This window comes from [Clostridium] fimetarium, assembly GCF_900111235.1.
Classification (GTDB): domain Bacteria; phylum Bacillota; class Clostridia; order Lachnospirales; family Lachnospiraceae; genus Clostridium_N; species Clostridium_N fimetarium.
The window spans coordinates 328,948-351,237 of the sequence record NZ_FOJI01000001.1 but is presented as its reverse complement, the minus strand read 5'-3'; the positions used below and the strand labels follow the sequence as shown (position 1 = coordinate 351,237).

At 35.3% G+C, this 22,290-nt stretch carries 26 protein-coding genes; 1 reads left to right on the top strand and 25 read right to left on the bottom strand.

What is annotated here, in order from left to right:
* The 17 genes from BMY18_RS01560 to BMY18_RS20875 form a co-directional block, all read right to left on the bottom strand.
* Positions 1-543, bottom strand: coding sequence for a JAB domain-containing protein (locus BMY18_RS01560; protein ID WP_092449884.1), 543 nt, complete (start codon positions 541-543; stop codon positions 1-3).
* 109 nt (positions 544-652) lie between these two features.
* Positions 653-1,657: a DUF5688 family protein gene (locus tag BMY18_RS01555; RefSeq protein WP_092449882.1), complete on the bottom strand. Its 1,005-nt coding sequence runs from the start codon at positions 1,655-1,657 to the stop codon at positions 653-655.
* 313 nt (positions 1,658-1,970) lie between these two features.
* The gene (locus BMY18_RS01550) at positions 1,971-3,446 is read right to left on the bottom strand and encodes a hypothetical protein (RefSeq protein WP_092449880.1); all 1,476 of its coding nucleotides are present in this window, start codon (positions 3,444-3,446) and stop codon (positions 1,971-1,973) included.
* A 35-nt stretch (positions 3,447-3,481) separates the two neighbouring features.
* The gene (locus BMY18_RS01545) at positions 3,482-4,519 is read right to left on the bottom strand and encodes a nucleoid-associated protein (protein WP_092449878.1); all 1,038 of its coding nucleotides are present in this window, start codon (positions 4,517-4,519) and stop codon (positions 3,482-3,484) included.
* A gap of 280 nt (positions 4,520-4,799) precedes the next feature.
* Entirely contained in the window at positions 4,800-6,869 is a 2,070-nt protein-coding gene (locus BMY18_RS01540; protein WP_242940933.1) for an InlB B-repeat-containing protein, read from the bottom strand.
* Positions 6,870-6,883: 14 nt separating this feature from the next.
* Positions 6,884-7,663, bottom strand: a complete 780-nt coding sequence (locus tag BMY18_RS21305) for a hypothetical protein (RefSeq protein ID WP_242940932.1) — start codon at positions 7,661-7,663, stop codon at positions 6,884-6,886.
* Between the two features lie 19 nt (positions 7,664-7,682).
* Positions 7,683-8,081, bottom strand: coding sequence for a hypothetical protein (locus tag BMY18_RS01530; RefSeq protein WP_092449876.1), 399 nt, complete (start codon positions 8,079-8,081; stop codon positions 7,683-7,685).
* A 3-nt stretch (positions 8,082-8,084) separates the two neighbouring features.
* Positions 8,085-8,621, bottom strand: a complete 537-nt coding sequence (locus tag BMY18_RS01525) for a hypothetical protein (RefSeq protein WP_092449874.1) — start codon at positions 8,619-8,621, stop codon at positions 8,085-8,087.
* 1 nt (position 8,622) lies between these two features.
* Complete coding sequence (locus BMY18_RS20885; protein WP_170841246.1) at positions 8,623-8,775, bottom strand: hypothetical protein; 153 nt, start codon at positions 8,773-8,775, stop codon at positions 8,623-8,625.
* A gap of 128 nt (positions 8,776-8,903) precedes the next feature.
* On the bottom strand, positions 8,904-9,245 hold the full coding sequence (locus tag BMY18_RS01520; protein ID WP_092449872.1) for a hypothetical protein: 342 nt from the start codon (positions 9,243-9,245) through the stop codon (positions 8,904-8,906).
* A gap of 12 nt (positions 9,246-9,257) precedes the next feature.
* Positions 9,258-10,742 (bottom strand): hypothetical protein, encoded by a 1,485-nt coding sequence (locus BMY18_RS01515; RefSeq protein WP_092449870.1) that lies wholly within the window; start codon positions 10,740-10,742, stop codon positions 9,258-9,260.
* Between the two features lie 2 nt (positions 10,743-10,744).
* A complete protein-coding gene (locus BMY18_RS01510; protein WP_092449868.1) occupies positions 10,745-11,788 on the bottom strand; it encodes an ATPase, T2SS/T4P/T4SS family in 1,044 nt (347 codons plus the stop codon).
* Between the two features lie 73 nt (positions 11,789-11,861).
* Positions 11,862-12,032 (bottom strand): hypothetical protein, encoded by a 171-nt coding sequence (locus BMY18_RS20880; protein WP_170841245.1) that lies wholly within the window; start codon positions 12,030-12,032, stop codon positions 11,862-11,864.
* Positions 12,033-12,283: 251 nt separating this feature from the next.
* Positions 12,284-12,952, bottom strand: coding sequence for a P-II family nitrogen regulator (locus BMY18_RS01505; RefSeq protein ID WP_092449866.1), 669 nt, complete (start codon positions 12,950-12,952; stop codon positions 12,284-12,286).
* Positions 12,942-14,432, bottom strand: coding sequence for a DUF1538 domain-containing protein (locus BMY18_RS01500; protein WP_092449864.1), 1,491 nt, complete (start codon positions 14,430-14,432; stop codon positions 12,942-12,944). Before BMY18_RS01500 ends, BMY18_RS01505 begins: the two co-directional genes overlap by 11 nt.
* A 17-nt stretch (positions 14,433-14,449) precedes the next feature.
* The gene (locus BMY18_RS01495) at positions 14,450-14,707 is read right to left on the bottom strand and encodes a single-stranded DNA-binding protein (RefSeq protein ID WP_091237093.1); all 258 of its coding nucleotides are present in this window, start codon (positions 14,705-14,707) and stop codon (positions 14,450-14,452) included.
* 187 nt (positions 14,708-14,894) lie between these two features.
* Positions 14,895-15,065, bottom strand: coding sequence for a hypothetical protein (locus BMY18_RS20875; RefSeq protein ID WP_170841245.1), 171 nt, complete (start codon positions 15,063-15,065; stop codon positions 14,895-14,897).
* 363 nt (positions 15,066-15,428) lie between these two features.
* On the opposite strand from BMY18_RS20875, the gene BMY18_RS20675 reads away from it, so the two are divergent.
* Complete coding sequence (locus BMY18_RS20675; protein ID WP_139197197.1) at positions 15,429-15,656, top strand: hypothetical protein; 228 nt, start codon at positions 15,429-15,431, stop codon at positions 15,654-15,656.
* Positions 15,657-15,753: 97 nt separating this feature from the next.
* On the opposite strand, the gene BMY18_RS01490 is transcribed toward BMY18_RS20675, so the two are convergent.
* The 8 genes from BMY18_RS01490 to rlmD form a co-directional block, all read right to left on the bottom strand.
* Positions 15,754-16,320: a 6-pyruvoyl trahydropterin synthase family protein gene (locus BMY18_RS01490; RefSeq protein WP_092449862.1), complete on the bottom strand. Its 567-nt coding sequence runs from the start codon at positions 16,318-16,320 to the stop codon at positions 15,754-15,756.
* Between the two features lie 126 nt (positions 16,321-16,446).
* Positions 16,447-16,827, bottom strand: a complete 381-nt coding sequence (locus tag BMY18_RS01485) for a Fur family transcriptional regulator (RefSeq protein WP_092449860.1) — start codon at positions 16,825-16,827, stop codon at positions 16,447-16,449.
* Between the two features lie 448 nt (positions 16,828-17,275).
* A complete protein-coding gene (locus BMY18_RS21475; protein ID WP_278280961.1) occupies positions 17,276-17,407 on the bottom strand; it encodes a hypothetical protein in 132 nt (43 codons plus the stop codon).
* Between the two features lie 13 nt (positions 17,408-17,420).
* A complete protein-coding gene (locus BMY18_RS20870) occupies positions 17,421-17,597 on the bottom strand; it encodes a hypothetical protein (RefSeq protein ID WP_169823801.1) in 177 nt (58 codons plus the stop codon).
* 13 nt (positions 17,598-17,610) lie between these two features.
* Positions 17,611-18,042, bottom strand: coding sequence for a hypothetical protein (locus tag BMY18_RS01480; protein WP_091237126.1), 432 nt, complete (start codon positions 18,040-18,042; stop codon positions 17,611-17,613).
* Positions 18,029-18,967, bottom strand: a complete 939-nt coding sequence (locus tag BMY18_RS01475) for a ParM/StbA family protein (protein ID WP_242940931.1) — start codon at positions 18,965-18,967, stop codon at positions 18,029-18,031. Before BMY18_RS01475 ends, BMY18_RS01480 begins: the two co-directional genes overlap by 14 nt.
* Before the next feature lie 31 nt (positions 18,968-18,998).
* Positions 18,999-20,012 carry a ParB/RepB/Spo0J family partition protein gene (locus tag BMY18_RS01470; protein ID WP_242940930.1) on the bottom strand — a complete coding sequence of 338 codons (1,014 nt, stop codon included), beginning with the start codon at positions 20,010-20,012 and terminating at the stop codon, positions 18,999-19,001.
* A 297-nt stretch (positions 20,013-20,309) separates the two neighbouring features.
* Entirely contained in the window at positions 20,310-22,229 is a 1,920-nt protein-coding gene (rlmD, locus tag BMY18_RS01465; RefSeq protein WP_207647417.1) for a 23S rRNA (uracil(1939)-C(5))-methyltransferase RlmD, read from the bottom strand.
* Positions 22,230-22,290 lie beyond the last annotated feature (61 nt).

The following is a 22,290-nucleotide window of genomic DNA, read 5'->3' as shown; positions in this document are numbered from 1 at the left end:
TCACCTACCCTTTCCCTTCTCAGCTACCATTGAAGTAGGCGGAAAATTCAGTGTTTCGTAATTCGTATTTAACACAATAGAAGGATTTTTCATTAATCCCTTTGCCTTAAAACTAAAATATTCACTGTTATCTCCACCCACAATAATATGGTCAAGGAGTGGAATCCCAATTAGTTCTGATAGCTTGAGCATACGATCTGTTAGCATCGTATCCTCTTTGGATGGATGTAAATTTCCCGAGGGGTGGCAATGAAGAAGAATCATATTAGCAGCATTTGAAAGAATGCTTGATTTAAACAATTCTCTTGGATGTGCCATAGCCTGATTCACAGCTCCTATACTTGCAATATGAAAGTTAATTGGTGTATTGTCTCCTTTTAAATTCACAACGCAGACTACCTCTCTATCCATTTCGCATAGAAATTTTCCAACCACATCTACTGCATCCTCTGGAGTCACAATTCTGTGTTCCGATAAAACCTGAGCGTCTTTCACCAGCCTTACTGATACCACTTCCAATTTAAATTCATTCTTCCTTGGCATCGGTATCAGCCTCCTCTCCCATTGAAATGTGAATGATAAAATCCCCTTCTTGGTCTTTTACAAGCTTCACAATTTCTTCCATTGTTACTTCTCGTTCCATAATCCACTCCTATCTGAACGGATCCTTAACTTCATAGATAAGTTTTGGTTCTGCCACTATTCCATCAAGACGTTTATTAGGAGTATCTGTTGCTAATGAAAGCTTTCTAAGGTCTTTGTCATAGTGATATACCTGATTTGATAATCTCTCATCTAATGAAACCTGGTCCATATTGATTTCATTTACCATCTGTGCCAATTCATTTGGATCTCCCATGTTTACTGATACTGCAATAACTTCGTGTAGCGACGAGGGCATAATATACAGATCTGTTTCCAACTTTTCAGCCAACTTGTGAAGATTATCCTCATAAAGCATGGAAGCTGCACCATTTACACCTCTGTCATTGGAAATGACATACATCATGTTTTCCTCTGGAACTTCTCCAACCATCATATCCGCAATTTCACCCGGCATTCCATCTGCCATCATCATATCTCTGATAACATCATTCATGGATTTCACAGTTGGCGGGAATAAACGTACTGTATTTTCTACAGCAGCTTTATAAAGCTGTTCTTCATTCATACCTAATTTTTCTGCAAGACCATTATTTACAATCGTACTAGAAATTCCATCTCTGTCCTTATCTACAACCCAACGATAAATGATTGATAAATCCTGAAACTGTCTACTAGGAATATTCTCAAGCATTCCTTTGTTCTGCTCCGTATTCACTAACACCATAATGATATTGTCTTTGGCTGTATCAAAATCAACCTTTGGACTTACATTTGGTGCTTCCACAAACGCTTTAACCATAGACTCTGCTGCACTCTGTAACACTTCCTGCAAATCTTCGCATTCCTTATAATGCTCGTACATGTTGTTGATATAGATGGTTGGTGAAGTTGATAATCTGTTATCACCTGTTGAAACCAGATTAATTCCATCCATTGTCTGGTTTACCTTTGTTACCGAATGTACATCGACCTTATAATCTTTGTACTCCTCTGGCATAAATTCTTTGAATTTCTCTGCCACTACTTCCTTGAATAATTCGTAATTCATCATAATTTTTCCCTCCTGGAAATAAAAATAAGGAGATACAAAAAAGCTTATATCTCCCGGTGTTATTAGTAACTTATTAATTTATAAAGTACTACTTTATGGTGGAACCTTCTGACGTTTGTATTGAATCATTGCTATCACACTCCTTTCAAAAATGGGTACAAAAAAAGCCAGTGGTTAGCTGGCTTAATCCTATTATCTAATATACTAAATTAGTTATGCAAACCTAGAATGCTAAGGTTTATGCGAAATACACATTTATAAATATATAAATACACTATGATTAATTCTTAACTTTGCAGATTTTTTCGGTATTCTAATGGCTTATTATTGCTGCCAATTTATCAATAATAACTGGATCAGTACTTACCATTTCAATTGCAATTAAAGAACCTACAATAAATACAATCCATAGAATAATGTATAATATTTTCCATTTTTTAACTGTTCCCAACATATCGTTAATCAATTTGTCATTATCAAAAATTTCCTCAATGTCTGATTCAGTCAAAATTGATTTGTAATTATGCTTTAATTTTGAATAGCTATCTTTTGCTTTTTTCATTTGATAATCTGATTCTAAAATACAAATTGTCAAATAGACAGCTGATCCTAATAAGACAGCTTCTAAAATAATAGTAATGTCATGAGTGAAAATATTATCTAAAGGCTGATCCGAAACAATATTAGCTAAAATTACCGTAAATAAAAATCCAAAAACTGCTATGAGATTTGATTTAAACCTATCCAATAATGTAGTTGCATAATCGCCTGTTTTTGAAACTACATCACAGATAAATTCTGCCAGTTTATTTTTCAATTCCAGATATTGGACAACATTACTTTTAAGGTATAAATTAAAATTCGATTGAATGGATGCGAGTGTCTTACCATCGATATCTATTAGTTCAGAATATTTGCAATGTAAACTGATAATGTTACGTGCTAATATTGCTTTATCAATTGCATTACCATCCGTATAAATCCAATGGTAAATTTTGTATAGTTCTGGATTGCTTTTTATTTCCTCATTTTTATAAATAAAATCCACATTCCTCTGTCCCGCTATTTGAACTTTTGTTTGTCCACTGTCAATCGTTCCAGAAGAAGAAATATAGATTAATGAAAGTATTGTTGAAAGACGCCCGAAAAGTTCAGTTAATGGGTTGTTAATAAAATCAATTTCAATCATAAAATCATCTGGAAGCAAAGGATAATCGGTCAAATTATAAAAAAATGATGAATCTTTACAGTCCTGTACTCTTTTATCCCTATTGAATGGAGATAAAATAATGTCTTTTCCATCTGACAAAAATGTCATTGTTTTGGTAGCGAAAAAGCATTCTTGACTAAAAACTTCAAAGTAAAGCTGATTCGAATTTTGAAAAAGCAATGAAAATGCTGCCATAAGTTGCTCTACCGATAAAGACAAAACATCTACCGTAAAACTCTTAAAATCATAAATAGAGAATCGATTATTAAAAACTTCCTTTTCAATACTCACAGTTATAGCTACAAACTCACCCAATTGTGCATTTTGACAAAATTCGATGTATTGTTCTTGGTTAAGTAAATCATTACGCGAAAACATGAAATGCTCATCGCTATCATCAGTCAATATTAGAACAACTTTATCTCTTGATGGTATTTCCATTATAAATTCTTTTATACTATCAAATATGGGGAGTTCCACATCTCTGATTTCAAAATTCATTTCCACAATTTTCATGCGTTCATTAAAAATAATATCCGAGACATTAAATATTGATTTTAATTTTGAAAGATAGTCCATACAAGTGTTCCCCCTCTCTTTGAATACATAAAGTGCTATTCTATTTTGTAAAAGTTCCTGTAAGTTAAATCATTGTTCGTTTTAATTTTGATATATCTTGTTCCATCAGCTTCTCTATAAGCAGATATCGTTTCCTCAATATTCCTAACTTCATCTGTTATTTTGATTTGAATGCCATCATTAACATCAAAAAGACGTTTAATTCTTGCATTAATTACTGATGGAACAGAATTAAACTGACGATCAAAGTGCTTCTGATCTGGTAATGAGGCCAGTTTTGTTTTGAATGATTCCAGTTTATCTTGTGGTAGGTCTGTAGTATGATAACCTCCAATAACAGAACCTATCATCTGATCATAATCAAAGTGCTCATGATTTTTAAAATAAGAAATTATAGCATTTCTGATAATGGTATAGTCTCTGGGTGCAATTCCCCTTATGTTACGATTTAATGAACTCTCAATGGCTTTGAAAGCATTTGATGTATTACTTTCATCGCTAACCATTTCATCTAACTCAAGAAAATTATCACTCCAATACTTAGCAACGGTATTAGAATATATTTTAGCATAGTACTCCGTAGCTTCACCATTAGGTAAGTCAATCAAGCACGATTTCCAAAATGTTTTTTTATCTTTTGAAAAACCACTCTTGAACGTAAAATCAGAATCATCTACAAAATCACTATGCTCAACCTTTGCAAGTAAATATGTAAACATTTCACTTTCTTCATCATACAAAAGTGCTTGAATTAAACTACCTTTTTGAACATTTGTGTCAAGCCTAGCAACCCTGTCTTGTGCTTCTATTTCCTTAGCAAGAAGACGTTGGGCAATAATATCAGTTTTAGTGATGACTAAATCATTATTAGCTCGTTGAGATAAAATTTGACAAATACAACTGATTACTTCAGTTTCTGATGATCGAGTTTTAAATTCCCGCACGGATGTATTGCCACTTACATGCGAGATTAGTTCAGTTATATATTCATCAAAAGACTCTGGCGTTTCTCGGGTATATACATTATTTCCCTCATAATCAATAATACGAATTGATTTAGTAATTGTTTGCATATTTTATCTCCTTTACGATTTACTAATGATTTTTCCTCGGCAGAATTGAGTTCTTATGATTGATATATTTGAACACTTCGAGCCCATAGCAAAATATGTTTTATGTTATGAATTTGTCATTTTGTTCAATCATTATACTGTGTACTATTATATCACCTTCTTTTTCTAATGTCATTGTCAATCATCAATTTCTACATAACCCACAAAATGATGGCTAAAATATTAGAATTGTATAATATCAATAATTTTTCATATTAAGTCTCTTCTCTTATCTAGATATTTAAAAAAGATTAAGGAACTGAATCAAAGCACTTCTTTTCTTTGTATTCCCCATCCCATTATCCTTCACATACTGCTTCACCTGATCAATATCTTCCTTCGAAAATTCCCATGTTTGCACAGTATGCGACCAGTTTCCATCTTCGCCTTTAAAATTGTACATAGCTGCTTCCAGAGTATCTTTGTAAGTCACCTCACTTTTCCACTTTGATGTCGATTCTAACCCATCATCTTCATGAGATTTCAAATAATAGCTTGAATCGATAAATCTTGCATATTGCTTCTTCCCATCAAAGTCCATCGGACCTTCTACAGTTGCATCAGTATCAACTATCGTAACCTTAACCTGCTTCTCTGTCGTATTATTTCTGCTATCAGTCGTGATATAGGTAATTATCAATTCTCCTGAACTTGTGAAGCTTGTAAACATATTCAATGAATAGTTCTTGACCCTGATCTGTGTTGTCCCATCTTCCCTGTCCGTCGATTTTACTGTTCTAAGTAGCTCAGCCTCAGTAATAATGCCCGTTTTTGCCTCATATAAGGTAAAATACCTGTCACTGCATGTCAGATCCGGTGCATAATCCCATATTGCATAAAAATAGAAAGTATATCCATCTATGCTCGTCAAGTTTCGAATCTGCTGACTTTCAGAATAACTTGCAAAATAAGCATTGGCATCCGTATTCCATCCAAGGTAAGTACAAGGATGTGCCGGTGGCATAAAGCTCATTGCCGGTAAAGTATATGTTTGGTCATACTTACAAGTCATTGTTGTCATTGTCCCACTTCCACCGTTTGGATAAAATACAATGTAATACGTATTTGCTTCTGCATTTGCAGTTAACGCTACATTTCCTACCACAGTAAAGGAATACCTTTTACTAATGGAAGTATAAGTACCACTCCAGTTTTTCCACGTATAACCTGTTTTCACAGCTGCATCCACTGTAGAAGTTGCTCCATAATAATAACTGCCCCCACCAGACACACTTTCAATTCCAGTACCAGCACTTACACTTACTGTATACTTCTTCCTCGAAATATAGATATAGTGGTTCTTTGCCTCTGTCACGGTATACTTACTAATTGAACTTGCATTGTAACAATCATTTCCCCCGCATGACCATTCAAAACTAGAACCATAATACAGATTCTGACTTTTTGCCAGTCCCCATTCACCACTATAATTTCCATTTTCATCCTGATATTTCACATACACATTCTGCACATATTGCTTTCTGGTAACAGAAACATAGGAAGTTTTATCTTGCTTTGCTGTATAGGAAATACTGGCAGCATTGTAGCAGGTATCTGCACTTCTTGACCATGAAACGGTCTCTCCATAAACATAATCCTTGTTAATAACTACGCTATATCCGCCATAATCTCCATCGGCATTCTGATATCTTACATATACAACCTGTCTCGACTTCAATTCTGTCACATAATTAATAGTCTTGTTAAAATAACTGTGCAAGGAACTAGGATTGCTCCAGGGGGCAGCATTTGCTATTCCATTATAGTCTGTATATACACTTCCCCAAAAGTTTCCGTAATCATCCATGGAGCCACTGTTTGTTCGATTCCCATATCGATCAATCTTAACTGTTATCATACAGCTATCAACGATTAAATATCCTCCATTAATAATGAATTCGTTATAAGCCGTCCGATTTGTCTGTGCCAGCTTTGATTTTACATAACTAAGATTAATCCGACATAAATCATAAATATATCCATCGGAATACACTTCATTTACTGTTTCTACGGTGTACCCCGACAAATTAAAGTAAATATATGTGGATTGCGAACTTGTATTTACTCTCATGCGATAACCTATGGTACTCCAATGTGTTGTACTAACATTAACTGTTGCTGCTTTTCCCATTGTCGCGTAATAGAAATATCCATCTTTAAACACAATGCCTGATCCATAATTATTATAAAAATCAACTGCATTATCAAAGTTTCCTGCCCTAACTTCTTGAGGTGGAACTACTATGGCAACTCCTATTATCGACAAAAAGAAAAACAGACTAAGTAAGCCTGTTTTCCATGATTTCTTCATTTATTCAATTCCTCCTAAAATACAAATGCTGACCAATTGTAACACACCGTCTTACTGGTTCCATCCGGATTCTGCTTTCCGGTACTATAAGTTCCTACAAAGGAATAGAGATTGCCACCATCTCTTAAATCAACTTCCGGTAACAGATCATACAGTGCATATCCTTTACTGGTAACGCTAACTTCCATATACCCAATACCTTGCTCATCCAAATATGCTACGATTTTTTCTTTCAGCTCTGTATCAGACATGGTCCCACTCTTCCAGCTTTCAATCATACAATCTATATCTGCCTTTTGAGCAGCTGTTATGTCTCCCTTTGCTGTCTCAGAAGCTTTCCATCCCTCTGAAATTGGAACGTACTTATTTTCTTGAATGGGAGTAATTGTTGTTGGTTCTGTAGTTGACTTGGCTTCTGGTTCTTCTGATTTCTCCTCTGTTGTTTCTTTCTCATTAGAAACTTCATCATTAGTTTTTGTAGTATCCTTGTTCTCAACTTCTGTTTTCTCTGACGGCTTGCTTTCTACCACCGAAGCTGCTTCTGTTACTTCATTAGTAGTATTCTCTGTAGCTGTTGACTCTTCTGCTACATTGCTTGTTGTCTCTTCTTTTATCTCAGGTTCCTTTGTTATTTGAGTATCTATAGTATCCGTATCTGTGACTACCTTAACTGGATTATCTATTGAATCCAAATTACTATAAATCAGAATACCAACAACTAGTGATGACAAAACAAGCACCAAAATTACTGGTTTCCAGTGGTTCTTCCAAAACTTCTTTAACGGTTCTTTCATCCAAATCCTCCTTCTAATTTCATCTTGCCCCACCAATTGGCACAGTGTATTGCTCCATAATTACCGTTCGCTTTACAGAAACTTTCCCTTCTGTTCCAATGGGATGTATATATTTTTCAATCACTTCAACGGATAATAGACCCTTTTGATAATCTACATCCAGTACATTTACTACCACGGAACAATCCGAATTAATCTGTACTAACAAAGCTTCCATAAAATCAGCCACAAACTCATCATTGCTATTTACAGAATAGGTTGTGTCATCAAACTGATTCTCCACCGTATCCTTTATTGCACTATCAACTGACCTATTCAACTCATTCTGCCTCATATTCGTACCACAAAGAGTCATGACGATAACAATTGATATAATAGAACAAATCGTAATTCCAAATCCTAAAAATACACTCTTCATCGGCTAATTCCTCCTCTCATCCACAGCAATCGGAATCTTCCAGACACTGGTCAGATTTTCTCTGTCTCTGATCTGGAAATAGACATCATAGACTCCTGCACTTGGAAAGCGGATACTTCCATTAGCCTCTGAATAAGCACTCATAACACTTGTTCCATCTGCTTTTCTGATATCTAATATTTTACCAAACATATTATTTGTAAACAACTTTGCAATGATTACTTCATCCATTGGATATATACTGCCTTCCATATCCTTTGCATAATATCGCTCTAGAAAACTTGCATTTTCAATTGCAAAGAATCTTCCGAAAGTTGCTGTATATCCAGCAACCGGTTTTGTCCGATTATGCCATGTAACTACTGAATCAAAGTCACTGTAAGAAGTATAATTAACCTCTTCTTTGTTTGTTGCTGCACCTGCAATTTCTAGAATTCCATGCCTACCGGATACCGAAATTCCAAATAGAATTCCAATAACAAGAACGGCTGTGATGATTGCTATGATTGCTGTTCCAAACTCCTGAAATATCACTTTCATCTTACATACCGCCTCCTAACACACTCGTGATAAATTTCTGTATCATTGTGTTCATTGGCGTTCCTAAAAAGAAAAGAGCAAGTATTCCAAGTAAAAGCACACCACTGATTGCTTCAATTATAAACTCTCCATATTCTTCAAATATTTCTTGCATCCTTTCCTCCTAACTACTGATTACTTTTAAAAAACCAATCAGAATTGCTGCCATTCCACTTCCTGCAATCGCATAAATAATGCTACTTCCAAACTGCTCCATAATTAACTTCATCGTCTCCGCCTCCTCTATCTTGCAAATCCGCGAATCTGCTGAGAACTTACCACTCCAAAGAAATCAATATGATATTCATATTTTAAGATTACTTCCATCAGAGTTGGTTTCCCATCTTCATCTTTGACTATGCTGTTACTGTCAATTAACAATTCATATCCTGCATTTTCTGCTTGTGCTTTACATGCACTGATAACACTTGGCGCAAAATTGGAATCTTCTATCTCTGCCATTACAGAAGCATGAAAGTCCCTTGCATTATTTGCATCAATACAGGCTGACATCACTCCCGCCATAGAAAACACGGATAACAGGAGTATGAAAATGCCCACATACGTCTTTATCGTTGTACTCATAATCTTTCCCTCCTACATTCCAAAGGTCAGGTTTTGAAGGAACACTACTAATAGTAGTGCCATATCCACCATCAACTTAAACGAAGCTAATAAGGACGGTAGTAAGATATATACCTTCATTCCGGCAATCTTATCTTCCTGCTCTAACTTTTCTGCCTTATCCATCATTGCATTGTTACGGTCAATCAATTCCTCTACCTGCTTTGTAACATCTCCAGCATTTCCACTGGAAAGTGCATATAACATTTTCATTGCTGACTGCACATCAGGGTTGCGATATTCTTTCAAAAATCTGTGATACGGTTCAATGGCATTCGGATCTTCCTCTAACTGATAAATCAAATCTTCCAATGCATACACCAATACCTCTGGTGCACTATCCATGGATTTACGGATTGCCATCTGAACATTGTCTGTCTGTAACAATAAAGCCACTTCCATCAACCAGTTTGGAAACTGCTTTTCAATCTCCCTTGCCACCTTTTTCATAGCAAGACTATGACCGATTTTATGTTGATTTAAGAAGAACAACACCACAACAACTCCAGCTACCAAGACTGCAATATTTTTAAAATAGATAAAAGCACCGATAAAAAGAATGACTGGAATAATTGCCATCTTCTGGCTGCTCTTCGCTTCCTTTACTTCATCATAATCTCTGACCTGAAGATATTTTTTATCCATTCCGGTGCTATCCACTTCTTTCTCAATCCAGCTTCTGCAAAGTTTCTTATCTGCTTTCACATAAATCAGCATACAGATTCCAATTAGTACTACCGCAGATATCTGGCAAAGTGGAATTGAACTAATATCCAAATCCCCACCAAGTAGATAAAGTGGAAGTATACAAATGAGCATTGTAGCAACCAGAGCAATCATAATATTTCGCTTTACAATCTGAAATTCTTTCTGAAGATTCATTACTCGTTCCGCCCACATTGCTCTATTCTTCGCAAGTAATACAATGCTTCCTCCTGCATCTCCACCTCGTCTCTGGGCACCAATAACAAAGGAGTGTATTGCATCGATTCTCTCACAGTGAAAAAATTCTCCTACTATATCTAATGCTTCTCTCTCAGGATCTTCGCTGTCCGTTGTATACCGAATATGCTCTATGGCTCTCTCTAAAGCTTCATGAAATATTCCTTCATCAAAAATTGTTGCTGTCTCTATTAAAGCATTCAGCACCGTTCCGTTTCTCTTAAAAGAATACAAGAACTGCTCCATGTAGTTATTTGCCAAGGTAAACATGGTGGTATGGTATCTGCCCTTCATCGTCTGTAAGATGACCATTGGAGAAAAAATCACACCGATGATCCCGATTGCCGCAATATATGGCAGCTCCAGTTTATATAACAGTCCAAAAATGGCTGCCACTAGAACAATCATTCCATATGCAAACAGGGCTTTTTTCGGTGTATACTCATACCCGTACTTTGCTAACTCTTGAGTCAGATTTCGGTATCTGAGATACTTAATTCCACTCTTTTTCTTCATAATCAGTTCCCTCCTTTACAGGTAAATGGTAAGATTTCCATACGTTCAAATTTCTCAAGTACCGGATTTGGAAGATTTTTTTCTACAAGCTTACCATTCAAAACCGCTGGAAAAGTTATATTTTTACCATCTTCTCTGTAAAAGAAGCAAACCTGGTCAATATATCTGTGTACCTTTCCATCCTCCATTTGCTTCTTGCGTATTAAGATTCCTACATCAATAAACATATAAATATCATTTTCCATTCGGTCAGCATCCATCCTACTCTCAAGCATGTTCAAGATTCGATCTGGTATCTTTCTTACATCATCCGTATGAATGGTGGTAAATCCTCGAATCCCTGTAGATAAACTCTCCAGCAGATATTTTACTTCCACAGATCTTGCTTCCGATAACATCAACCACTTTGGATTCTGGCGTAGACTTGTCTTAATTGCCTTTGTGTATCCAAATCCTTCTGATACCATTAGTTCCACACAATCTTTGTCTGGGTTAATCTCACGATAATGAAGTTCCGGTGTATCCTCTATGGTAATCACTCTTTCACTTTCTGAAATATACTGAGAAAAGAATTTAATTCCTTCTGTTTTTCCAACTCCCGGTTCTCCACAGAACACAAAATTCATACGTGCTTTCACACAGTTTGTAAGTAGCTCCAATATCTCCTCGCTACAATATCCGTCGGTAATCATGCTCTCCCTGGTCATTCGGACAGTTGGAAGTGTTTTTCTGATACAAACTGATCTTCCTGAAATCGCAGAGGATTCATGGACAATGCTGATTCTAAGAGTATCCGTATCTGCTTCTAACAGATTTTCCACCTTGTTAAATGCCTTACTTACGTTGTTGGCAATATAATGGCTGAACTTCTCAATAAACTCTCTTGTAACACCGTGTTCCTCCACTTTAATTCTTTCATTTGCAGTATTGGTAATCCACAAGTCTCTGCCATTAAAATCAATGTCTGTGATTTCATCATCTTCCACATAGGACCAAAGCGGTCCAAAATGTGCGGGTACCAATTCCCATTTTATTGTACGTTCCATAAAACTCCTTTCCAAGAGGGGAACTTATCCCCTCTCTGTGTGATTTTTTCGATAAACTATCTGATCTGATAGATTAACCTGTAATCGTACTAGCTGCTCTGTTAAAGAAGCTGTCGATCAGGTTCTTAAAGGAATTTGCTACTACTCCATCTGTTGCTAAAAGCATCACGATGATTGCTACTAATGCGCTGATTGCTACTGCCGCAATAATTACTGATCCATACTGTTCAAAAATCTCTTTCATAAAAATATCCTCCAAATACATATATTTTGAGCAACAAAATAGACAGTACCAAACTGGCCTGTCTATTTTTAAGTTACTATTCAATGAGTTCATTTTTTCAATCCATACAAAAGTGGATTAGCAGACTGTTCGCTTACCCTCCACTTTTTCAAATCTACTTATTCAGTTTTCACGGGATATCTCTAGTTTTCAGCTCTATCCCGCTTATTTCTTCTTTAATTCCATTCAATATATAGAAACTCCCTTTAATACTATTTATAGATACCATAGGTTTTATTTGTATCCTGAATATAAATAATACCCTTTCCCGGTACATCAACATTCAATGTTTCTCTAATTGATGCTACAATTGCTTCTGTCATACTTATTTCCGAAAGAATAATTACAATTTCTTTTTCTGGTTCTATATCCATAGAAAATAGTTTACTTGTTTCATGTATACCCGAACCTCTTCCGTTTACAATCGTACCACCTTTTGAGCCTGCTTTGCTTGCTGCTTCAATAACATCTTCTGCTTTCCCTTTATCAACGATACTTGTAATCACTTGATACATTGTTATATCTTCACCTCTTTCACTTTTCATATACTCGCATTTATAGCTCCTTGTTCCTAACGCAGCACAAATTGAAGTTGTAAATGCTATGCCATGGTTTGGTTTGTCAAATTTATATTCATGATTTATTAATTCTAACGCTTGATATGCTGTTTCTTTATCAGCAACCATATATAATATTTCTTTTCTTATATCAGAAAGACCTATATAATCCCAAATTTTGTTTTGCACAGTTCCTTTTGCTATTGTTATTGTTCCACCATGTATTCCATGATGTTTGGCTGTTTTCAGAATCTTACTCCCCAGTCCAAAATTAACAATTACGCAAATCAACTCAATCTCTACAATATCCCTATTATTCTCCATTGCTTTCAAGTCCTCCTTTCTTAGATTTCAACTTAAATATAAAGCCTAATATCTGTAACGCAATTAAAGGTGTCATAGCAACCATTGCAATCATTCCAAATCCATCTACCAAAACATTTGCGCCTTCAATTGATTCGGCTGCGCCTTGCGCATATGCCAAAATAAAGGTAGCAGTCATAGGTCCAGATGCTACACCACCAGAATCAAATGCAATACCTACGAAAAGCTTAGGTACAAAGTAAGTCATTGCTATAGAAATAATATATCCTGGTAATAGATACTGCCATAACTGTAACTCGGGAATAAGAATTCTAATCATCGATAATGCAACAGCAATGCCAACTCCGATTGCCAACGTAAACATTACGACTTTTCTCCTTACATATCCACTAGTAACATCCTCTATCTGATGTGTCAATACATATACTGCCGGTTCTGCAAGTATAGTAACTACACCCAATATGAATCCTACAAGTACAACATATAATTTATTATCCAATGAAGCAACGCTATATCCAACAGCTGTCCCAACATCCATAAAACCAGCATTGACACCCACTAGAAACAACACCAATCCAATAAATGTAAACAATATTCCAAATAGAATTTTTCGAACTTCCCTCTTTGATAACTTGAAAGAGGTTTTTTGAAAGATTAAAAATAGTACTAAAACAGGAAATAATGCAATGACTATTTCTCCAGCTATCTTCGGTATCTCATGAATAAACGGATAAATTATCAAATCTGACACATTTTCTTGTTCAAGACTGCCTGTTATTTCGTCCGTTGATGATATAATACTCATCAACATAACCGATAAGATTGCTCCGGTTGATGCAATAGCAACTAATCCAAAACTATCCTTTTCGGATGCTTTACTGTCTTTTTTCATTTTTGATACACCCATTGCAAGTGCTAAAATAAATGGAACTGTTAAAGCTCCAGTTGTAGCACCAGATGCATCAAATGAGATTGCCAAGAACTCCGGTGAGCATAAAAAAGCAAGAACAAAAATAAAACCATATATAATTGTTAATAACTTGTACAATGGAAAATTAAAGACAATTCTTATAAGGCCTATCGCAAGCATAATAGCAATACCTATTGAAACTACAACCACAATGCTTCCTTTTGATATCAGACCTGAGGTAACAGAATCAACCTGTCCTGCCAAGATATGAAGATCAGGTTCAGCAACAGATATGAAGAACCCAAGTATTAATCCAGCAATGGCTACGAACCATAACTTGTTCGTCCTTACAACTGTTGCCCCCATGTTATTACCAATGGGAGTAATTCCAATATCTACTCCCATTAAAAATATTGTTAATCCAAAGATAATGAATGCTGCACCAATTAGAAACCTAATTATTAATGGTGTCTCAAGAGGCGTTAAAGTAAAATTCAGTATTAGTACAATTATTGTGATAGGGAGAACTGAAGATAAAACTTCTTTTAATTTCGTAACGAATACACCCAAATATTTTTCTTCCTTTCTTATTGTATTTTAGTCTGTAAATCGATATTTTTTCTGTATTGCTGCTGATGGGATGATGTTTTTTCAATTGCACATAAATTACTTTTTCCTTTATGAACATAGTTTATGAATAAGGTGCCTAATAGGAGTCTGTCTTTTACCTCTATTCGATTCCAAACATACCCTTTAAACAAATCTTTCACAAGGAAAATCTCTTCATCTTCCAAATTATCAGTTTCTTTGATAGCTTCTTCTAATAATTCATTAACATCAAACATAAAATTTCTCCTTTGCTTCAACGACATTAAGCACGTTGTCAACATCATTGTACATGTTTTTTAACATTTCGTCAAATTCTATCTATTATCTGATGCACTCATCTTTTGATTCTTATCTACACCAAGAGGGGATGTTATATCCTCTTGGTGAAATATATATATATCATATACTTACTAACGTACTTAATTAACCAGTAATCGTGCTTGCTGCTCTGTTAAAGAAGCTGTCGATCAAGTTCTTAAAGGAGTTTGCTACTACTCCATCTGTTGCTAAAAGCATTACGATGATGGCCACTAATGCGCTAATTGCTACTGCTGCAATAATTACTGATCCATACTGTTCAAAAATCTCTTTCATTTTCTAATCCTCATTCTTTCTAATTTGTTATGATTATGGGTAATAAAAAAACAGCTATATTTCAAGCTGTTTACGACGCCTATCCACTCCTTCTATAAGGGATAGGCTTGGTTGTTTTCCGTTTCAAACCTATCCACTATACAGTTGGAAGTCCTTAGACTTTCTATTCGGTTACACGGAGACAACCTATGGTTTGTCCCGTATAAAATGCATATTCATCCTCCTAACAAATCATCTGTTTTTGCAGTTTATAGAAATACTGCACAAATCTGCGGTTCTTTAAATATTCCTTAAATCCAGCTACTAGCATAAGCTTCACCTCCTCACGCTGTTCCTACCCTTACAAATGCAAGAAATACTCTCATGACAAGACCAAATAACAAAACTCAGATTAATATTGAAATGATTCCTGCTATACAGAATCTTAATCAGTGTTGCAAATATTGCTGGAACTGCTATCTGTGCAAAACAGAACCAGTCACATATAGAAGGCTTTATCAATCAGTCGGATTACAAAATGACAAATCAAGGCAATGGAAATTGCATGTCACCTTGAAATTTAATTCCGGTGTTACGGTTGATGTTAATTAATAAACAAAAAAATCAAGGCACTCTACACAAATTGGCATAGAGTGCCTGATAAGTTTCATTTAAATTTCTTAAAATAGAGATTAAATATCAAATAAGATTATTTCTTGTATCCGCATTTAGGGCATACACCATTTTCGTTTAACGAAATGCCGCATAATGGGCAACGGTCTATACTATCCTTTTGGGGCTCATATTCTTCTATCGCCCCATTTACTCCACTTGTAAAGGTGATTTTAACTATATTTAGTTTATCTTTTAGTAGATCGTAAACTATTTTAATCATACCTTCAACCGTCATTGTTTCTTTTGTAACAACTAAACGACATTCCGGATACGCTGTTGCTAGTTCCGTCTTGAAAGCTGGACCTTTTTGCTTATTCGTTGGTGCTCCATCCTTAATTCCTTGTGCTTCGTAAACTGCGAGAATAGCAGTAAGCAAAGGATCGTCTTCTCTTAAAACTAGCGCATGGTCAAAGTTTTGTAATACTTCCCATGCAGTTTTCTGAATTTCATTACATGGAAACACCATATTGACTCCCATGTTGACAGTATCTTCAACTTCAATCGTCAGTATTCCTGTATGTCCATGTAAATATTGTGCTTCGCCTTTGAACCCAAAAAATCTGTGTGCATATTGTAGATCAAACTTAGTAAAACTTCTCATAATTATTCTCCTATTATTATTATATATTTACGGGTGTTTTTATGCTCCCGTATGCGCACATACTTGGTTTACCCGTACTCATAATATCATGCCACAGAGTCGTGAAGGCAAACGCTTTTAAATTAATCATGTATTACATTCAAGACAGATGCCCTTGAAAATCAAATCATGTTCGATAAACTCGAACCCATGAGTGTTCTTTATGTTCTTTTCCAAATCCGCGATAACTTCCATTTCCACATCAAAGACTCGGCCACACTTTATGCATCTTGCGTGATAATGTTTGTGGCATTGATGGTCGAAACGATCGGCTCCGCTTGGCATTTCCATTTTTCGGATTTGGCCGATATCCGACAGCAGGTTCAAATTCCTATATACCGTCCCTCTGCTGATATTGGCGTGTTTCTTCACGATTGTATCGTAGATCTCTTCAGCAGTGGCATGACACTGCAACTCTTGTACTGTTTCAAGAACTAAAGAACGTTGAATGGTTTTGCGTTTATTCATAATATAATCAATCCTTATTGGTATTAACTTCTTTAATAGTATTATATCCTAATAAGCATATAGTGTCAATAGCAACATGCGTTTTAAGTAAACAGAATCAGCGCAAAGATAGATTACATCAGTTAGAATTAATTTAACACACCCTAATTCGACCGAAAGGAAGTGCCTGCCTTTACTTGAACAGCATAACATAAGACATGAAGTATTTACATTCATGGAGAATGTTATAGTTGATGAGTTGAGAATAATAATCCTAATGAGTACAATAAGGTAAGGGGTATATCAGAAGTTGAAGCAAATCATGCAATAATTAACCCGCAACTCAGGCAAAGAGCTGCAGGTAATTTTGCATTGCTAATTATTCATCGCTTTGTATTTCGATACCTGATTTGAATTCCGTAATGGTGTGGGCGTTGTATATCGTTATCTTTTCCATGAGAGTCATAACTTAATCTTCTTTGTATTCAGTCTGTTCGCAAGGAAGGTCATTAAGGAAACGAATCATCTGTTTTTGCAGTTTATAGAAATACTGCACAAATCTGCGGTTCTTTAAATATTCCTTAAATCCAGCTACTAGCATAAGCTTCACCTCCTTACGCTGTTCCTACCCTTACAAATGCAAGAAATACTCTCATGACAAGACCAAATAACAAAAGTGTAACTTTGAGGAATTCCAATGAAAGCTTAAGTACTGCAAGCACACTCCATACAATTCCCTTTAATATCATTAATAAAACACATCCAATTTTGATTATTATGTTCTTTATCATAATGCACCTCCATCTAATCAACCCAATTTGTTGCTAAGCCGACAACAGCATCATTTACTTCACCAAAGTTATCTTCTTTAACCTTAGTTGTTTCTTCTGTTACATTTACTGACTGTTTTGCAGCTAAAGCAGTTCCTAACATAGATATTACTTCCTGTTGCACTTCTTTAACAACTCTACTGCAAATATCTCTTTTAATTTCATCTAAATCTTTCCTAGTAACATAGCCTTCTTTTCTAGCCCGCTCAATTGTTGCATTTACTGTAAGATCATCTTGATTTAGCATTTTGCAATATGCCTCAACTGCATCAATAATAAACTGATTCTTAGATTTATAGATATCCATATTTAAATCGCTCAATATCTTATTCACATACACATGCTGAGGATTATTTCTGCTACACCTTACGTTGTGATAATCTCCTTCGTCCTTACGATTTGCCATTTAATCCGCCTCCTCGCTTCGAATTCAAAAATACTTTAGCGAGAAATTCATAGCCTTTTGCGTTCGCCTTAATATCTTCCAGGTAATTAATATTACTCTGCTTCCTACTTCCAAAAAGCTTCATGACTGTTGCTCCACCACCAACAAAAGTAATCGGTGTTGTATTCAGATTGTAACCATGAGCAATCAATTTCTTATAGATACCTTCAGCAAATTTTTCAATTTCTTTCGTAACAATTTTCTGATAAGCCATATCTAAATCACTCTTTCCATCCATCATAATCTGGACAATATCACTTTCATCAATCTTGCCACTTAACTGTCTGACACACTGATTATTAATGTTACCTATGCAGGTAATTAGACCTTCATCTATCGTGTCGCACAACGATTCATCTGGTAAGCAATTTTTAATTGGCATAATATCGATTGTCCAACTTCCTATATCTACAACAATCTGCTTACGGTTTGTTTTAGGCATTTTATCTGCCATAGCTGCATAGCACTGTGGAAATACTGCTACCTTAACAATCGTAATACGGTAGGTTTCCTTCTCAAACCGAAAAATAACTTGCTTATTCTTAAACAGATAATTAATAAAATCTGGTTTCTCCTTACCAAATTTAGTAAGCGGAAGTCCTGCTGCTAAAAATATATTGGCATTTCTCATTCCCCTTCGATTTAGTTCTTTTGCAATAGCTGCCAGTGTTAGCAAATAATAATTTTCATCTGTAACTTTTGTTTCCTTAACTTCTAATCTCTCACCGCCGATTTTATAATACTTACCTTCATATTCCAAGACATTATCATACAATGCCGGTTCTGTTGAAATCTCTTTCACGCCAGAAATAAAGACACTTCCAATCGTTTTGCAATTGGCCCAACCATGATCTACTCCTATTACTTCAATATGATTATCTTCCATTTTGCGCTTCCTCCTTCTAAATATCATTGAACTACCTCTTCTGTATCCGTTGGTCATGCCAACTCTTCACAAGTTTTTCGATTAATTCTACCTTTTGCCTATCTGTATAATTACTTGGGAAATATTGATCCAACCGCTCAGCTTGTATCTTAATCTGTACCTTCTGGTTTGGTTTTTCCTCTCCTAGAACATCATACATGGCATCCATATCTAAATTGCCTGCTTGGCTCATTCGCTTTAAACGATTTGCCTGTGATAAAGAAGGCGTGCATTGTTCTAATTCCATAACAGCGTTCAACTCGTATTGTTCTTCTTCATTTAAATAAGAAAGTTCCACTGCCACAGTAAAAGCAATTTTCTCTTCATCGACCTTATCAAGTATTTTAGGAATTAAGTACGTAAGCCTAATATATCTTTTTATTTGATTCACACTCTCACCAACTTGCTTTGAAAGTATTTCATTGCTTCGCTCACCTTTCTTAAAATTCTCTTGATCTGAATATACTGACCACAACCCTTGCTCATCATAACCAGCCTCTAATTTTGTTACTGTTACTGTAGAATTTTCTAACTCCGGTCCAACTTGGTCCGAACTTAAATCCATTCTCTTTCCTTGATGCTTCATAGCCTCCAACTTCATTTTATAAGCAAAGGCTTTCTCACTCGGTTTAATATTCTCCCTCTGCAAATTACTATCAACCATTGCAATGACCGCCTGCTCATTATCTAGATTACGAATAACTACAGGTACATCTGCAATTCCTGCCCATTCACAAGCAGCTTTTCGTCTATGCCCTGAAATTATCTCAAATCCTTCACCCTTCGGATTTGGTCTTGCCAAAATTGGTACTATCATTCCCTCTTTCTCAATACTCTGCATCAGTTCAAACAATTCCGTATTTAGTTCCACTTTGAAAGGATGATTTTTGAAATTTTTTAGCTGATTTAGTGGAATAACAGCTATTTTCTCATGTTTATTATCCTTATCACTCTCTATTCCCTGGTCTCCTTGCCAATTGGAACACATTGAATTTTCTTCTTCCATTTAAGTCACCACCTCTCCTAATTACTAAATTTCAGTTTCTTTTGTTTCTAAACAAAAAGAGACCGCTCATTCTCAAAAGCTTGAAAATAAGCGGTCTCTTCGACATTTTAATATTTAATTGAATGATAAAAATAACAACGTTTCGTCCAAATTATGAACTGTAGATTTATGTGTTCCCCAACACCATGTCCAGAACCACCGACACGTTCACTCCATCAGAAATTGCTTTTTTCTTCTCTTTTCGGTCTCCCTGAGAAAACATGAAATGTCTCTCAAAGTGCCTAAAATCAAGGATTTTTACGTATCTTTCCGATGTAGTGCAACTATTGTCTCCACGTGCTCCGTGAATGGAAACATGTCAAATGGCCTACACTCGACAACTTTATATCCTTTTTTCTTCAAAAATTCAATATCTCTAATCTGGGTCTTTGGATCACACGAAATATATATTACCTTTTTAGGATTAAGCTTAGCAACTGAATTCAAGAATTCTTCGGTACTTCCGCTTCTTGGTGGATCCATAACAACTACATCAACTTCATTATCATTCGTATCTTGGGCCAGGTTTAGCATAAACTTTCCTGCATCTGCCTCATGAAAATAGCAGTTACTGATACCATTACGTTTTGCATTTGCTATTGCATCTTTGACAGCATCTTTATTTAGTTCAATGCCTATCACTTTTTTTGCGTATTTCGAAGCCACAATTCCGATTGTACCAATTCCACAATATGCATCTATGATGGTTTCTTTCCCAGTTAACTGAGCCATTTGGATTGCTGTATTATATAAATGTTCCGTCTGAACGGAATTTATTTGATAAAATGACTTTGATGATATTCTAAAAACACGATCGCAGAGAATATCCTCTATATATCCTTTGCCATACCACACATTTTCTTTTTCACCCAGTACCATGCTTGTTGTTCTATCGTTAATATTCTGCACAATTGTAGTGATATCAGGGTGAGCCTTTCTTAATGCATCAACAAAATTGTTCTTAGACGGAACCATGTGAGATGCCGTTACAACGACTACCATGATCTGATTCGTCTTAAAGCCCCTTTTAATCAAGATATGGCGAATTAATCCTGTACTTTTGTCCTCATTATAAGGTTTGTATTTAAATGACTTAAATAGGCGTCTGAGCGTTGCTACAATCGCATCTGCTTTTTCATCTTCTAACATGCAGCTTTCTACTGGCACTAAAAAATGTGTTCCTGCTTTGTATGTTCCAGAAATTATCTCATGGTCCTTATTTTCTCCAACTACAGCATGAACTTTATTTCTGTAGTGAAGTGGATTGTCCATTCCAACGATTGGTTTGACTTGGCAGTATCCCTTAAATAACTGTTCCACAAACTTTTGCTTATTACTGAGTTGTTCCTTATATGGAACTCCCTGAAATTGGCAGCCTCCGCAGGCTTCACTGACACTGCATTTTTTGTAATTTTTCTTTGATCCAATATTCTCTATACTATTATTTTTTAGTTCGTTATTATAAAGTATATTATTATCAAATTCAATATTATGTGATTTGTCAATATTGGATTTGCCATTCTTTATATCTATATTATTTAAATTGCTATTATTTAAATTGCTATTATTCAATTCAACTTTCTTAGCCGCAATGTTTTGTTTTTCTAGTTGATTTTCTTGTTCAAGCTTTTTCTTCACAGCTTCACCTAGCATTAGAAATTCATCTAAAATAATAGCATGTTTTAGCGTGCCAGCCTTAATTCTATTACGACATTCCGTATATTCCATCCACCTTACTGACTGAACTTCTTCAGTCTGAAGTTGAAGCTTTAAAATATCAACAAATTTGTCATAAATATATACAGCACTAATTTCATTATTTATAAATGGTTTACCATAAAATTCAGTATTCAATGCACTATAATACATTCCTAAATATTTCAAATCCTTCTTCTTAGCCTTAATCCCAAGTTCCTCTTCTAGTTCTCTCAGTGCAGATTCTAAATAATCTTGACCTGCAAGAATATGACCAGCTGATGAAATATCATAACAATCCGGAAACGCATCTTTATCTTTGCTTCTTAACTGTAGTAGTACATCAAATGTACCAATTTTATTTTTACGGATTATCCATACATGTGATGTTCCATGTATGTCTCCGTCTCTATGCACCAATTCACGCTCTTTCGTTTTTCCTGTAACACTACCATCTTCATTTCTTATATCGAAAATTTCCATATCCATCACCTTTTATTTATCCTAATTATTTATTCTAATTATTAACTAATTATATACCCTA